Origin of the sequence: Haloterrigena salifodinae, from assembly GCF_003977755.1 — an archaeon.
Classification (GTDB): Archaea; Halobacteriota; Halobacteria; order Halobacteriales; family Natrialbaceae; genus Haloterrigena; species Haloterrigena salifodinae.
This window is the reverse complement of the sequence record NZ_RQWN01000004.1, coordinates 242,633-258,384: the sequence shown is the minus strand read 5'-3', so window position 1 is coordinate 258,384 and position 15,752 is coordinate 242,633. Positions and strand designations below refer to the sequence as shown.

Below are 15,752 nucleotides of genomic sequence, written 5' to 3'. Positions count from 1 at the left end.
TCGGTGACGTGACGCTTCGAACGCAGCGCGATCGGTACGTCGATTGTCGCGCTGCTTCCGGAATCGAACCGAACCAAAATAGCACGATGGTCGGAGTGTCGCGCGTAGCGGACCAGCTCCGCGCCACCCACAGAATACGCGAATCGGTCGTTGAAACGGGGTGCCATTGCAAGCGGTACCACTATTGGAAATAGAGGGCTACGAATTCTGCCGGGGTTCCACGAGACAGCCGCCGCCGCTCGTGCCATCATAACTTACCCCGGCACTTCCTATCACAGCGGTCGAGGGGTTCGTTCTCAGACTGTAACCTCGTCACACGGCCGCTATACACGGTTGTGACTCGCGATAGTCGTACCGCCGATAAATCGGCTCCGGATCGAGAGCGACTGATTACTCGCTGCTTTCGTTACCGCCGCTCTCGTTGCCGCCGCTCTCGTTACCCTCGGTTTCGTTACCGCCGGTTTCGTTGCCACCAGTCTCGTTGCCCCCGGTTTCGTTACCGCCGTTTCCACCGCCACCTTCGATCTGGAGATCGCCGACCATCTGGGACGAGTGAGGCTGGCAAACGTACTGGGCCATCTCACTGCTTGCCGTGATATCCAGCATCTGCGACTCGTCGGGTTCGCTGACGATTTCGGTCGAAAGATCGTCGACGACTTCGTCATTTTCGTTCCGAATCTCGATGTTGTGATCCGAACCGTCGCCCTCGGTCCAACCGATCGTGTAGTCTTCGCCCCCCTGCAAGATCAGCGTCGGATTCGATTCGCCCTCGATCGCCGACGGGGCGAGGCCCTCCCACTCGGTCGTCTGACCGCTAAACTCGATCGTCGCTCCGGGATCGATTTCGAAACCGCTACTACCACCGCCGTTACCGCCGCCGTTGCCGCCGTTACCACCGCCACCGCCGCCACATCCTGCGAGGAACGCTGTCGATGCCGCGACACCGGTCAACTCGAGCATCCGGCGGCGTGAGAACCGTTCATCTCGTGTCATCGTCTCAGCTTTGAACTCTGAACCGATAGCCACGCGCCCGTCTATTGCATGGGCTTCATCAGTCGATCTATCACTCAGTGGACGGTATTACCGGGATCTATATCAACCGCTGCATCGCCGACGGCCGTTTCAATTCGACCCACATACCAATTCGACGAGAAGATTTAGGAGCGAGTGCTGCGACCGGATCGATATGTCCCTCCTCTTCGAGAACGCGATCGGAGATTTCGAGCTCTCGACTGCGACGCTCTATTCGCCGACGGACGGCGACCTCGAGGCGACGCGTGACGAGCCCGTCCCGATCGATGGCATCGTCGAATACGCGAGCTACCACGACCGACTCGATCATCACGAGAAGGACGACTGGATCGCGGTTCCGCTTCACGAATCCGACAGCGCTGCGCTGACGGGCGAGTATATCGCCTTCACCGATCACGCGCTCCACGGCGAAATCTTCGTCTACGACGACGGCGACGACTACGAGTCGATCGACCGGGACGCATTCGTCGAGTCGACGCTGGCCGAACGGGTGCGCTTCTGGCACTCCGATTACGCGCCCGACGATCCCCCATCGTACTTCGACTCGCCGATCGCCGAGCGTGAGCCTCCGCGCCACCCGCTCTCCGGTGACGACGCGGCGTCGTTCTTCGACGAACTCGAGTCGTTCGTCCGGGCGGAGATGGACGCCCAGCGCGACGCGAACAGGGAGAAAGCGGCCAGGTCGACGCCCGAAGCACTCCGCGAGCAGGGATTCGGTGCCATCCCTTCGCTCTCGTCGCTGGGCCAGCCCGAAGACGGGACCTATCGGTTCAGAATCGATGACGACGGCGACGACCGGGCGCAGGACCGGTATCGGTACGTCCAACGCGAGTTCGGCATCTTCGAGGGGAACGAGGTCCAGCTCGTCCCGCCGAGCGCGGAGCGCGCGCCGGACGCGTTCCCGATCGCGGCGACGGTCGATTCGATCGAGGGGCGGACCGTGAGACTGGCCGTCGACTGGCACGCCATCGAGGACCGGTCGACCGTCGGCGGCTACCTCCGACAGAAGCGACGCGGGTACGCGGTGACCCTGCTGTTGAACCCCGTTCCCTACGACCGCGAACTCGAGGCGATCGCACGCGTTCGCGAGCGCGACGATCACCGCGCGCTCCTGACGGGGGAGACGGCGGTCACCTTCGGTGACACCGCCGGAGTCAAGAGCAGCCAGCAGGACGTCGAACTGAATCAGGAACAGGAGCTCGCGGTTTCGTGTGCCCTCCTCGCCGATCACCTGTTTTGCATCCACGGACCGCCGGGCACCGGGAAGACGCGAACGCTCGTCGAGGTCGTCAGGCGATCTGTGCAGGCGGGCGACGACGTCCTCGTCTGCGCCGACTCGAACCAGGCGGTCGACAACCTTGTCGCCGGCTCGAGCACGGCGGCAACGGCCGACGAACGGTCGCTCCACGCCTACGCACAGCACGGCGCCGACGAGTTTGTCCTCCGGCGGGTCAATGCCGGCAATTCGTCGAACGACGTGGTCAGCGAGCGGTACGCGACCTGTGACGGTCGGGCCGACGTCGTCGCCGCGACGAACAGCAGTGCCGCCACCCTCGATCGCGAGTTCGACGTGCTCGTCCTCGACGAGGCGACTCAGGCGACGTGTACCGCCTCCTGTATCCCGCTATCGAGGGCGAACAAGGTCGTCCTCGCGGGGGACCACAAGCAGCTGCCGCCGTTCAGCGCGACCGAAGACCCGCCGGAATCGGCGGCCGGGATGTCGCTGTTCGAGCATCTCTACGCCGACGGCGGTGTCTACGAGGGCGTCGGCGTTCAACTGCGGACGCAGTACCGCATGCACCGCGACATCGCCTGGTTCTCGAACCGGCGCTTCTACGACCGGGCGCTGCGGCAGGGCCGCGACGTCGCGTCGCTCGCGGACCGGCCGGCGCTCGTCGGCTACGACGTCGGCGGCAGCGAGGAGACGATCGATCACTCGAAGCGCAATGACGCAGAGGCCCGACTCGTCGCGCACGTCGTCGACGAACTCCGAACCGAGGCCGGGCTCGAGGCCTCCGAGATCGGCGTCATCACGCCGTACACGGCGCAAGTCGATGCGGTTCGGACGAAGCTGGCCGCCCAACTCGAGCGCGGCCGCGAGGTGACCGTGGACACGATCGACTCCTTCCAGGGCAGCGAGAAGGTCGCGATCGTGATTTCGCTGGTCCGAAGCAACGCCGACGGCGACGTCGGCTTCCTCGACCGTCCGCTCGACGGTCCGCGGCGATTGAACGTGGCGGTGACCCGCGCCGAACGGTTCTGCGCGCTGGTCGGCGACTGGTACACGTTGCGAGACTCGCAGGGCGGTGCCGGGGACGGCACCGACCTTTACGACGACCTCCACTCATTTCTCGAGAGCACCGGTCGGTTGCGACGGGTCGAACCGGAGTTCATCCCGATTCCCGAGTGACGATACTGTTCGACCTCGATCACCGACTCACCTCCTCGAGTGCCGTTCGGACTCGAAGTACTGGCTCTCCCCATTCGGGGTACTCCAAATACAACTGTTCGTCAGAAACTGATTTCGTGACGACCTGCTTGAGAACCGCGCTGCTGCTGGCGGTCCTCGTCGGGGGAATCTTGCCACTCATCGCACGCGCTCCGGTCTGTCAGTCACGTGGGACGTTCCGCCTCCGAACGGCGGATGATCCGAAAACGATGCCGACACGTTCACCGGTCTGGCGACACCGACACTCGCATTTCAGTGGGGTTGCGAGTCGTCGAACGCCTCCCGGTGAGCAACAGACAATCTGCGGAGATCAAACAGCAGAGCGGATCAATTGCTGTCCATTACCGCGACCACCGGTCGGTCCGCGTCCAGAAGGACCGATTGGGTGACGCTTCCGAATAGCGCCTTGCCAACTGGCGATCGTTTCCGTCCGCCCAGAACGAGATATCGGGAATCTACTTCGGTTGCATACTCCAGGATTTCTTCGGCGGGATTTCCCGTTCGTCCGATTACTTCGTGCTCCCGCGAAATTCCCTCGGAAGCCCGTTCAGCGACCGTTCGAGCGATTTCTTTTCTGTCCTCATCCGTCGGCTTTTGATCGATGTCGATTTTCTCGTTGAGGAGATGATCGTGCTCCGACTCTTCGTACACGGAGAGGACGTGAAGCGGTTCGTCAAAGCGATCGGCTAGCGTCGCTGCTTCCCTCACTACTGCGTTCGATCTCTCCTCATCGTCAACTGAAGCAACAATCGTCATATGAGACCACTAGATGTTGGAAGGCAAATAAATTTGGGTTTGGTTGGAAGGGTCTGGTTCACAGAAAGTAGCGCGGAGGTAGTGTTATACGGTCGAGACGGATGGCCACCGAGATCGTAGAAGAAATTGTCAGTTTAAAACCATTCGTTTCGTTCACCTATAGAATCATAAGTATTCTTCGTAGAGTCATTGCTTGAAGGATCAAGAGAGGTGGCGTGCTACTGCACGGATCTATCCTGAACTAGCGAGAGAATTCCGTCCGAAAGCCGAGCAGAGCGAAGTATCGAAAGATAACTGACCGCAACGAGTGCCAGATGGAGACCTATCCGAGCCGCTCTCGTGATCGAGCGTCGTTCGGCGAACAGCCCCGTTCGGAGAAATCGCTCGCCACCGATTCCAACGGAGCGGTAGCCGCGTCGAGGCCACGAGTGCCAGGGCGTGAAGAGCCGATTCCGAGTCTGTTGGAATCGTGGCTGGGTTGATAACCCTTGCGCCGAACACATCCACTGTCGCGTACCTCTCCCACGCGACAAAGCGATCCCATCTCCACACCCGACCTTGTCGTCAGCCACCGTGGGCCTGCCCCGGCCCGCTGGGACTTTTGCTTTCAGCCGAATTCGGAACAGTCGTCCGCTCTCGAGCAGTTTTTCAACGCCTCTCGAGCCGACATTCCGCTCGAGAATCGGGCGGTGACCTGTTGCCAGACTCGCTCTGCGAAGCCGGTCGACCGTTTCGGAGTGACCGCGACCCTCGTCAGCGCGCCGTACAGAGAGTGTCGTCGCGGCGATCACGACCGTCTCGGGACGTTGTCGTTACCCGCGGCTCGCGACTTTCGACTACTGCGTCCTGCGAGAAACGCCGGTTGGGCCCGGCGTTGGATCCCCCCTGTCGATGGTGGTGTGTCAATTGGTGGGAAGGGGTGAACCGAATTGGCCTCTGACGTTGGATACTCCCGATTAGTGGCGGGTCTAGATGTCTCGGATCGGACGAGAGCTGCCGGCAACGACAGTACTCCTGTCCCGCCAGATGAACCATTTAACCGATCTCCGTTAAGGGTGGAGGCTGACAAGTAAGCCAGTACGATCGCTTCGCCTCTCGTGATCTCACCGGACGATCCGTCCACTATCGCTTCCGTCGACATAACCGGCCCACTCGGTTCGTTCCGCGAAGCGAGCAGACAGCTTCTGCCGGCGACTCCCACCGCGTTCCGTCGCTCGCCGTGTGACTGCCGACTCGAGACACCGCACCGTGACCCACAAGCAGTCGACGTTCAGAGAGCCGGTAAGAGCGGAGACCGCGTCAGCGATACCGACGGGATCACCACCGGGCCGATTCGCGGTGGCCTCAGTCCGCTTTGCCCGGACTGCCTCCCCGACCCTCGTTCTTGCCGTGCCCCTTTCCACCATTTCGGCCGCGACCCCGGAACAGCGAGAGATCGACCGCCTCGGCCATCGCCTCGTAGCCCACGTCCCCCGGATGGAGGTTGTCGCCGCTATCGTACTTCGGAAGCATCCGCTCGGGATTGTCGGGGTCCCGGATGGCCTCGTCGAAGTCGACGACACCGTCGAAGGCGTCGCTCGTCCGGATAAACTCGTTGACCGTCTGGCGGATCTCCTCGCCCTCGGGCGTGTAGTGTGGATTATCTTTCATCGGCGTCAGCGTTCCGCCGATGATCCGCAGGCCCTTCGCGTGAGCCCTGCGGATGAGTTGCTGATAGCCGTCGATTAGGTCCTCGGCGGTCAGAGTTTCGGAGCCCGCACCCGTCCCGGCTCCGATATCGTTGATCCCCTCCAACAGGAGCACGTCGGTCACGCCCGTCTGGGCGATGACGTCTCGGTCGAACCGGGCGAGAGCGTTTTCGCCGGCGCCTTTGCTGAGTACGCGATTGGCGGCAATACCGGCGTTCAACACCGATTTCTGTAGACTCCCGCTCTCGTTGATTCGCTCGGCGAGGAAGTCGGGATAGGTCGCGTTGGCGTCGTACGTCGATTCGAAGCCATCGGTGATCGAGTCGCCCAGACAGACGATAGCGCCGTTCGTTTCCGGTGAGACTACCTCGACCCCGTCGAGGTAGAACCACTGGGAGATTTCCGTCGTGAACGCGTCTGCGCCGGTTTCGTCCGTATGGTCGCCGCTCTCCGCGACGAAAGACGTCTTGGTCTCGAGGTGGTGCAAGGTCGTCGGGCCCGTTGGCGCCGCCGCGTAGAGGTTGACCGCCAGATCCTGCTCCGGTTCGACGTGCAGATCCACCGGGTCGCTCAAGACGCGACCACCGGCCGTGATCGTCACGTCGTCGTCACCGCCGAACGTCAGTTGCCGGAGCGTCCCGGGTTCGATCGTGGCGCTACCGGACTCGGCCCGTATCCCGACGGACGCCCGTTCGAACGTGACCGGTTCGTCACCGAACGTGTTGGACAGGCGGATACGGACGCCGTTTCCACCGACGCTCGTCCGAACCATCAGTCGAAGCGTCTCGTCCTCGAAGCCCTCCTGAGAGAGGCCCTCGTCGTTCGGCGCCATCGGGCTCGCCGTCCACGTTCCCACGAACTCGGTGCCGGAGCGTCCCGGTGGTCTCTCGGTATCCGTCGGCGAATCACCGGTCAGAACGTCGGCGCCGGTGCCGCCGAGTACCAGCCCCGAAACGGCACCGAGCGACTTCAACGTCTCGCGTCGGGTCGACCCGGTCATTGTTCGCACCCACACTGTCGGCCGCTATTTTGCGCTAGCATTCCACACAAAAATATAGTCAAACAATATTTAGTAATATGACACCTACCTGTTCCAGGGCGTCACCGTTAGGAGACACTTTCTGGGAACGAACCGGCGCTGAGAAAGCAGTCGAACGCGTCTGCGGCGTTCGCGGACTAGCATCACAGCAGACCGCTCCCTGCGGTCCGATTTCGGCCTCGGACGAAGAGAGCGATTCGAGGAACGGGAAACGACACTCGCGAAACTCGAATCAAAGCGGAACGAGGCGAATCCGGCGGCGACGCAAGCTATGGGAGTGGATATTCGCTACGAGGGAGCGTACTATTCCCAGCACTGGACATCGCACGTAGCCCCGTAGCGGATCGAGTGTGAGCGTGGTTGTCCATACACTGAATTTTGTAAGCAGTACTATTTCGATCCGGCGGCAGTCGCTCGACTCATCGGTGTGGACGATACGGCGGATCTCGTCGTCCTCGACGGCAGAAACGAAGACGACTACGAGGAGTGGCAGGTCGGTTGAGCACGAACGTCCCGATCGACGACGAACTGTTGAGATTCGACTACTCTGCGCTCGAGGAGTACCTGACTATTACAACCTATCGAGTTCGGCCGCAATCTCCTTGACTACGAGGAACCGACACTCGAGACGTTCGACGAGCTGACGACGTGTATCGCTGACCAGTTCATGGAGGCAACAGCATGAAATTCGGAGCAACTGACCCGTTTGCGGACGATTCAGTACGAAGTCGCTGAGGGGGAGGACCGCTGGGGAATCTCATTCGAACACGAAACTCCTTCCTCGATTCTCTGGGACAGTGTCGAGGAACTCCTCGAAGACATCCGTCCGACGTACCAGTATCCGAATGAGAATCTTGAGAGTAACGAGTACGTCTTTGCTTTTTCTCTCGGGTAATTTGAGATCCGGAAGTGGAGCGTCCCTGTACTCAGAGCCAGATCCGGGGTGGGAGCTACTGTCGTTGGAGGCAGATCCGAGGCAGTGTGAGCACTGAAGTCACGCGGAAGGATTCTGGTAGGAAGAGTGTCCCGACTGCGGAGTTACACATTCTCAGAGACTTGATTTCGCAGTACTGCGGGATAGTGTCGAGACCGGAGTATAGGGTAGAAGCTGAACTCATCGTAGACGAGGACTTACCTGTGTGGCGGCCCGAGGATATACAATGGCATCACCTGATGTCCAGCAGTCGCTGTCGGCTATCGGATGTGATGCGTGCCAGTCTGCTGTCCAGTCTGGCGGATGGCAAGAGGTATCGTTTCTCCTCCTGGATCAACTCACGATCCCTGTCCTCAGCTGTGACGAGCACTTGGAACAGTTCTCTTCGGTCTGTGGATTGACGTCCGAAGACACGGCCGATCTTCTGCATCATCGACCGGCTGGCGGAGTGTCGTGTCCCAGTTGCCGCCTCTCCCCGTATAACTCGCCGCATCCTCTGGTCCAAGTTCAGGATGGGGCCGTTATTCCGCTGGCGTGTCCGGAGCACCTGTCCGAGATCGTCCAGCGGTTCCACACAGGGATCCAGACACAGCACCAGTTGACAGCTGGCCTCGATACTAGTCCCTCCCAGTAAGGCCTGAATGTTCTGTGAAGTGGTACACAGACCGTAGAGGAAGGTCAGGTTTCCGGGTGGTCGTATCGGTTGAACCGGTACTATCGTCGGAACTATGACTGATAAACAACCTTGGGGCTTGTTCCTCCCACCCGCTCGAACAGGGAGAGGAGGGATAATACAGACACCGCTATATTCACTCAAACTCTTGTTTATTAGTCGATAAGAGCAAGAACCTTCGGCTCGATCGACGAACTCGTCGAACAGAGTCCGTGGACAGTCGAGTCCGAAGCCGATCTCGAGGCAATTCCCGAAGACCAGTTCTACGATCACCTCGAACAGCGGGCGAAAGCCGCTTTCAACTCAGCTTCAGACACCGATGCGGAATACAACTGGACCCGAGAAAAGAAAGACAACTCTGCCCTTTCGAGCCGGCAAGTCCGCCGAATCTACAACGCTGTCGAGTCTCCCGGTGAAGAATTACTGGTACTCGCGCTGTGCGGTTGGGTCTCCGTCGTAACGAGGTTGCGTCGCTGCAGGCATCTCAGCTCGTCCTCAAGGCCTCACACGACGAGGATCCAGGCCAGTGCCTGATTAGTGGCTCCCCAACCCAGAGGTTCCTCATATAGATAATGTATGTGTTCACAATCATTGTGTGCCTATAAACAATCAATTTACAAATTCTCGCTTGGATAGTATAGTTATGCTGCCAATAACAACTCCATCAGAACAGAATTAGTAACTTAGACCGAATTAGTTGATGATCTCTTAAAAGATGACAACCGAACTACTTATACGAGGGGATTGTGAAGAACTAATTCCAAGAACCATTTTTAAAATATATTTGCAATAGCAATAAATTAAACAATGAATGGAACATACGGTATTATTGATATTCACGGAACGGAATTAGAGGATACACTAGGGGAATGGGATTTATCTGACGACGGTATTCAGCATGTGACCGACAACGTGGCACTCACGGCTGATCCAGGTCGGTGTCACACCGCAAGCCAGTCCTGCGACGGCGATGAGCCGCTCCGTTGCTGGGTGATTGGCGACATATATGGCTATGACGCGAGTGCCATTGGCGAACCCGGCGGATACAGGACACGGTCTGCCAATGTTGACCCTGCACAGTACTGTGTGTCGCTGTACCAGCGCGACGGACTGCGCTTTGTCAACGGCCTCAACGGCACGTTCACACTCCTGATCTATGATCGTGAGCACGATCGGCTCACTCTTTGTACCGACCGGTTCGGGACGGTGCCACTCTATTGGATACGGCCGGACGAGGAGACAATCGTCTTCTCGACGAATATCCAATTTCTTCCGTACCACCCGGACGTTGATACCGCCTTCAATTCGGCGTACCTCCACGAATATCTTGCCTTTCGGCGCACATTCGGGGTGACAACTCCTCTCGAAGGCGTCGAGAAACTCCAGCCGGGTACGATCACGACTATTTCGCTAGTTGACGGTACGACTCAGAGCGACCAGTACTGGCGGCCCGAATATTGCCCGCGCGATGAGTCCTTTGAGTGGTTCGTCGACGAGTTCGTGCGTCGGTTCCGTACAGTCGTCGACGAGTGGACCCGCGACGACCGCGAGTACGGCGTCTTGCTTTCAGGGGGTCGAGACTCGCGGCTCGTTCTAGCCACCCTCGAGGATGCGACCGCGTTCCACATGAACGACTGGATGAATCGCGAGGCCCGCACCGCTGAACGGGTCGCCCTCGAGGCCGACGCTGACTTCGAGGTACTCGACCGAGGAGCCAAATACCGGATCGACGCCCTCAAGCGCAACCGGTGGGCTGGCTCGTTCAACGGCTGGTTCACCCAGCCCTACACTAGCGGTTTCGAAACAGAGATCACCAACCGAGTCGACGGACTCCTGTCGGGACTATATGCCGACTCGCTGTTCCATGACTATAGCGTCCCTTCTCCGACAGTGTCAGCCGGCCCGCTCGGGTCGGTAACGGTGCCGATCGAGCAATCGATCGAGACGGTCGACGAATACATCAATTTGCTGCTCGAATCGGCCCACGACGATCTTCCCACCTCGACGGATCTCCAGTCGATCCTCGAGGCAAATATCTACCGAGAGGGCAAGCAAATTATCCACCACGGTGTCACGTACAACTCCCTCAACGAACTCGTCTACTACGGCGACTGCTATCCGCTCTCAAACGACGACGACCTGCGATTCCATACTGATCTCCACCGGATGCTTCCCTACCAGTCGCCGTTTCTCGATAACCGTATTATCGACCTCTCTCTGTCGATGCCGGTCCGATACCGACTCCGACGGGATCTTATCGGGCAGGCGGTCGATCGTCTTACGCCCGACCTGGCAGCGATTCCCCACGCAACCACCGGTGTCGCGCTCTCACGATCGTTCCCGATCAAATACGCTGGCAGACATCTGCTGGAGCTATGGGACAAACACATTCGCAACCAGACATCACCGAAGCCGTACCTAACTAACGGTCCCTGGCTGGACGACGCCGAACTGCTCCGCTCGGAGCCGTTCGCGGGGAACGTCTTCGAACGAACTGCCAACCTCGCCGACGAGCTCCCCGGCCTCGACGCTGACAGAATTGACGACCGGTACCGTACCCACCTGCGCGGCCAAAACCGCGTCGGCGAACTATACACGCTGTTGACACTACTCACGATGCCAGTCACGAAACGCATTCTCGAACCCGAAACAGATCGCACGCAGAAAACCGACGTAACGGACTCCAGTTTTTGGTCGCTCGAGAGGGGGGAGTTCGACGATGTCTGCTGAGCGCGACGCAGTCGTCGTCACCGCCTCACGGTATCCCCACGGATACGCTTCGATCCGTTCGCTGGCTGACTGCGGCCTGCACACGATCGCCGCGGTCGCTGACGAGTCTTTGAGCGTCACAACCTCCCGGTACTGCGACGAATCGGTGCTAGTTCCGGCGCCGAGTGACCTCCCAGCGTACAAGGATTCGCTACTGGGACTGGCCGCTCGGCCAGACGTCAGAACGATTATCCCCCACCGGCCACACGATACGTACCTTCTCTCGAAGTTCGCCGACGAGTTCGACCGCCACGTCGACGTCGTCGTCCCAGACCTCGAGAGGCTGCGGGACGTCCACGACCGGAAGCACCTCACGGAGGCGGCCGCTCGGGCGGACGTGGCAATCCCAGATACGCAACTGCTCGGCGAGGTCACCGACTGGAGCGGTGACCGGATCATCAAATCCCGGTATAACTTACTCACTGACGAGTACCTTGAGGACATGGCGTTCGAAGATTCCGGGATTGCTAAATCGGTTGAACATATCCCGGCAGGCGAGACGCCTGACATCGACGCACTCGTCGAGAAGATGGGCCATGAACCGATTGTTCAGGAATACATCGATGGCGAGGAGTACCTCTTCGGAGCGCTGTACGACCATGGCGAACCCCTCGGGACTTTCCAGCACAAACAGCTCCGGGGAGATTCCTACACCGGTAGCGGCGGCGTCTATCGCGAGTCAGTTGACATTCCCGAACTTGAGGAAACTGGCCGAGCGATCCTCGATGAACTCGAGTGGCATGGGCTGGCCTGTATCGAGTACGTCGAGGATGCCGAAACTGGAGAGTTTACCATCGTTGAGATCAATCCACGGATGTGGCAGTCGCTGGCCTGTGCGACCTGTGCGGGGGCGGATTTCCCCGCTTGGTACTGGTATACAGCTACCGATCGTTCTGGACTAATCAGTCCTAGCTACGAGACTGGCGTCAGCACGCACTATCTGTACGGCGAGCTGGAGCACCTCGTCAGTATCGCCCGCGAGGAGTCTCCGTTCGTCGAGCGGCCTTCGTTGCCAGGACGCGCGGCTAAGATCCTACGCTCGTGTTACAACGACCCTGGCTTCGATTATCTCCACCTCGACGACCCGCGTCCGATCGCCCGACAGATCCGCAGCGAGCTCAAGAGCACGGTGATCAGCCGGCTCGGCTGACCATTTCATACTGATACTGGATCTCGGTCTCAAGGACTTCATGCACTTGCTGTCGGTTATAGGGAGTCATAGAAGAGTTTCCACACTATGATCACAGTACTTCCTGGATTATCTCCTCATCCATAGGTGGTGATTGTGATGACGAGGCGAAGACATAGTGCGGGGAACCGCGCTCGTGCGTGAACGCGGCCTTGGGCATGAACGTGCTCGAGGCCGCAGTCCTTGACTGCGTCGTTGATTCGCTCGACTCCGCTCCGTAGGTTGTACGTCTCGTCTAGTATTGTTTGCTTCAGTTGCACGTCCTTTCTGAGTTTCTCAATTCGGTCTTCAACCTTTTGAGTCGCTTTAGCGGTCTCAAAGACATCTTTTTCATCCAGAATTTGAGGGAATGGATGCTGACATGAGCAGGCATTATGTGGACTGATCGGCTGGATAGTACCATCCGCAAATACCTACACTGGCAGTGGTTCGTCAGAAGTATTGTACCCACCGGCCTCTTTTTCTTTGTTAGATGTTGTCACAAAAGTGGCCTCGTTCGCCGTGATATAGATCGTGTTTCGCGGTACGTCCATGTAGAAACGCAGCAGCTGGATCGGTGCCCCGCCGTTCAAAGAGCGCTACATCGAGGATGAGTTTCGTGTCGATGTCTATTGCAGCGTACATCCAAGATCGGTTGCCGTTAATCCTGACAGCGGTTTCATCAACCGCGACCCGCGACGGCGAAACCGTCAGCGGGTCTGGAACGCTGTCAGCCAGCCAATGAACCCAGTACCAGATTGCTTGATGAGACCTTTCACTGCCGAATGAGCGAAGAATTGCTTGTGTCTCTCGAAGAGAACAACCAGTCGCATGGAACCGGACAGCGAACGCCCTGACGGGCGTCCTCAGAACGCTCCGCGTTCTAATGGGCTGCACAAGAGCTACGCTCTTGTGAACGTCGCCGTCCGCTCCCGTTCTCAAGCTTCATCAAATTCCGCCGCATAGCACCCGCTGAGAAGGTCTGCAAGCATAGTTCCAACCTCGCTCTCCGACCTACTCGTTCCTCAAACTGTGCTAACTAGACGGTGCCCAGCTACCGCTCCTGTCTCTGCAGCGTATATTCAGCATGCCGTTCCTATCACAGTTTGAGGGTTTCAACAGAGCCGCTCGAGCAACTTGACGCCGTCGAGGACCAAGATATCACAGGATGGGCGACAGCCGATAGAGAGTTGCCGATTCTTTACAACGAGTGGGGGGACGCAATTGCTGACAGCGAAGAATTGGCCGCACTCGAGGATTCACGTCGGTGGTTCGTTCCTGCACTTGTGCTACAGGAGACATCCGGATCGAATCTGGCCACAACAGAGCCAAACATTTCACACAAAACGTGACTTGACTGTCGACACTGCGACGAAGAGACGATTCACACCTTCGAAGAGCATAATACCACACCAGAAGCATCGGTCCCTACAACATCGATCTGGGAATGCAGCCGATGTAGCACTCCTCGGTATGGTCCACATATCGATTGAAACGGTCTGACTCAGAATTACCGAAGTATGGGAAGGTGTCGTTCCAGTCCACGTACATCGCAGATCTCTCACGGCGTAGTGACAGAGGCCAAGGAAGCAACTAGACGGGCCGCAGAAGTCGGTGATAAGGCAAGCGAAGCGGCGGAACGCAGACTCGACCAATCCACGAGCGCGTTCATCGATTGGGCCGCGAAGCACGATATTGAGGCGTTGTACTCAGATAAAACTTCAAGTACTACGACCGCACTCGTAGGAGACTGAATTGTCGGATACGCTCCCAGAAATCGTCTCTACTCGATTGGTAGCTCCTCGTGCGTGAAGACTATCTGTTATGGCAGCAAATCCTCGCTCATGGAGTTCGATCTCGACAGTTTCAGTGCTCGCGACTGGGAACACCCCACAGACGCCGATCCGATCCGGTTCGCCATGGTCGGACTCGGGTGGTGGACGCGCGAGCACGCGGTCCCTGCCGTCGAAAACGCGGACTATTGCACGACGACGGTCCTGGTCAGTTCCAGTACGGAGAAGGCTGAGGAGGCCGCAGCTGACCTGGAGGGGATCGAGGGTACCCTCACTTACGACGAGTATGCCGACGGCGCGGCAACCGATGCCTACGACGCGGTGTACATCTGCACGCCGAACGGACTCCACCGGGACCACGTCGAAGCCGCGGCCGCGCACGATAAGGCGATCCTCTGCGAGAAACCCCTGGAAGCGACCGTCGAGGACGCTCAGGCACTCGTCGACGCCTGCCGGGAAGCGGATGTCCCGCTGATGGTCGCCTACCGACTCCAGACCGAACCGGTGGCCCGCCGTGCCCGAGAACTGATCCGGGACGGCGCAATCGGCGATGTCGTCTCGATACTCGGGCACATGTCGGACACGATCCTCGACGCCGCCGACGAGACGAGTTGGCGGTTCGACCCCGACCTTGCCGGCGGGACGACGCTCAACGATATTGGGATCTACCCGCTAAACACGATCCGGTTCATCCTGAAGGAAGATCCCCAAGCGGTGTACGCCCGGACGGAGTCCGAACAGCCGGCCTACGAGGGAACCGACGAGCACGCAGCGTTCCAGCTAGAGTTCCCCGACGGAAAGCTCGCCTCGTGTACAGTCACGCACAGCGCGACAGTGACCTCGAGCCTCCGGTTCGTCGGCACCGAAGGTGAACTGAGCATCGAGGGGCTCTTCTTCCCGAACACCCAGAAAGTGCTCCGGGTATCCGGACCGGACATCGAGAGTGAGTATCAGCCGGAGCCGGTCGACCAGATGCGCGAGGAGTTCGACTACTTCGCCAACCGCCTCCAGCGTGGTCTCGACCCCGAACCTGACGGCGAACACGGTATGGTCGACATGCGCGTCATCCGTGCCCTCTACGAATCCGCTGAGAGAGGACAACGCGTCACACTCGACCTGTGAACGAGATAGAAAACTGGTGACGATCGACCACGTATGTGTCTGTACTGACTGATTCGGGAATCCCGGACATGAATACTGTGAACCCTTTTCTGGCACTCACAGCAGAAGTTGTTTTTCGGGGGTGAGATGACTGAGCCCCGCTGTAGGCTCCTGATTTGATGACTCCAGAAGGAACTGATAATTTATTCAACAATTTCAAGTTGGCCCCCGACGCGATCCTCGGGACACACACCTTCGAAGACATCCTATTCACCGACGAGACAGAAACGCCGGTGAACGTGCTCACCGGCGGGACACCGGTGCATTCGCAAGCGTCCGTCGAGGGGGTG

At 58.9% G+C, this 15,752-nt stretch carries 7 protein-coding genes and 2 pseudogenes; 4 read left to right on the top strand and 5 right to left on the bottom strand.

Annotated elements, in window-relative coordinates; translation table 11 throughout:
- Nucleotides 1-390: 390 nt before the first annotated feature.
- Nucleotides 391-960 (bottom strand): plastocyanin/azurin family copper-binding protein, encoded by a 570-nt coding sequence (locus tag EH209_RS19370; RefSeq protein ID WP_126664612.1) that lies wholly within the window; start codon nt 958-960, stop codon nt 391-393.
- Nucleotides 961-1,186: 226 nt separating this feature from the next.
- Here EH209_RS19370 and EH209_RS19365 point away from each other — a divergent pair, with 226 nt between their 5' ends.
- On the top strand, nt 1,187-3,442 hold the full coding sequence (locus tag EH209_RS19365; RefSeq protein WP_126664457.1) for an AAA domain-containing protein: 2,256 nt from the start codon (nt 1,187-1,189) through the stop codon (nt 3,440-3,442).
- A 366-nt stretch (nt 3,443-3,808) separates the two neighbouring features.
- On the opposite strand, the gene EH209_RS19360 is transcribed toward EH209_RS19365, so the two are convergent.
- Both EH209_RS19360 and EH209_RS19355 read right to left on the bottom strand, forming a co-directional pair.
- Complete coding sequence (locus tag EH209_RS19360; protein WP_126664456.1) at nt 3,809-4,237, bottom strand: universal stress protein; 429 nt, start codon at nt 4,235-4,237, stop codon at nt 3,809-3,811.
- Between the two features lie 1,344 nt (nt 4,238-5,581).
- On the bottom strand, nt 5,582-6,925 hold the full coding sequence (locus EH209_RS19355) for an SGNH/GDSL hydrolase family protein (protein ID WP_126664455.1): 1,344 nt from the start codon (nt 6,923-6,925) through the stop codon (nt 5,582-5,584).
- 2,453 nt (nt 6,926-9,378) lie between these two features.
- On the opposite strand from EH209_RS19355, the gene EH209_RS19340 reads away from it, so the two are divergent.
- Nucleotides 9,379-11,301, top strand: coding sequence for an asparagine synthase-related protein (locus tag EH209_RS19340; protein ID WP_126664452.1), 1,923 nt, complete (start codon nt 9,379-9,381; stop codon nt 11,299-11,301).
- Nucleotides 11,291-12,490 carry a carboxylate--amine ligase gene (locus EH209_RS19335; protein ID WP_126664451.1) on the top strand — a complete coding sequence of 400 codons (1,200 nt, stop codon included), beginning with the start codon at nt 11,291-11,293 and terminating at the stop codon, nt 12,488-12,490. Before EH209_RS19340 ends, EH209_RS19335 begins: the two co-directional genes overlap by 11 nt.
- A 116-nt stretch (nt 12,491-12,606) precedes the next feature.
- Here EH209_RS19335 and EH209_RS19330 read toward each other — a convergent pair.
- Together EH209_RS19330 and EH209_RS19325 are read right to left on the bottom strand one after the other, a co-directional pair.
- Nucleotides 12,607-12,924 (bottom strand): annotated as a pseudogene (locus tag EH209_RS19330) (transposase); the annotation flags it as partial.
- A gap of 112 nt (nt 12,925-13,036) precedes the next feature.
- Nucleotides 13,037-13,500: pseudogene (locus EH209_RS19325) on the bottom strand (DDE-type integrase/transposase/recombinase); the annotation flags it as partial.
- 852 nt (nt 13,501-14,352) lie between these two features.
- Here EH209_RS19325 and gfo6 point away from each other — a divergent pair.
- A complete protein-coding gene (gfo6, locus tag EH209_RS19315) occupies nt 14,353-15,423 on the top strand; it encodes a D-xylose 1-dehydrogenase Gfo6 (RefSeq protein ID WP_126664450.1) in 1,071 nt (356 codons plus the stop codon).
- Nucleotides 15,424-15,752: the final 329 nt, after the last annotated feature.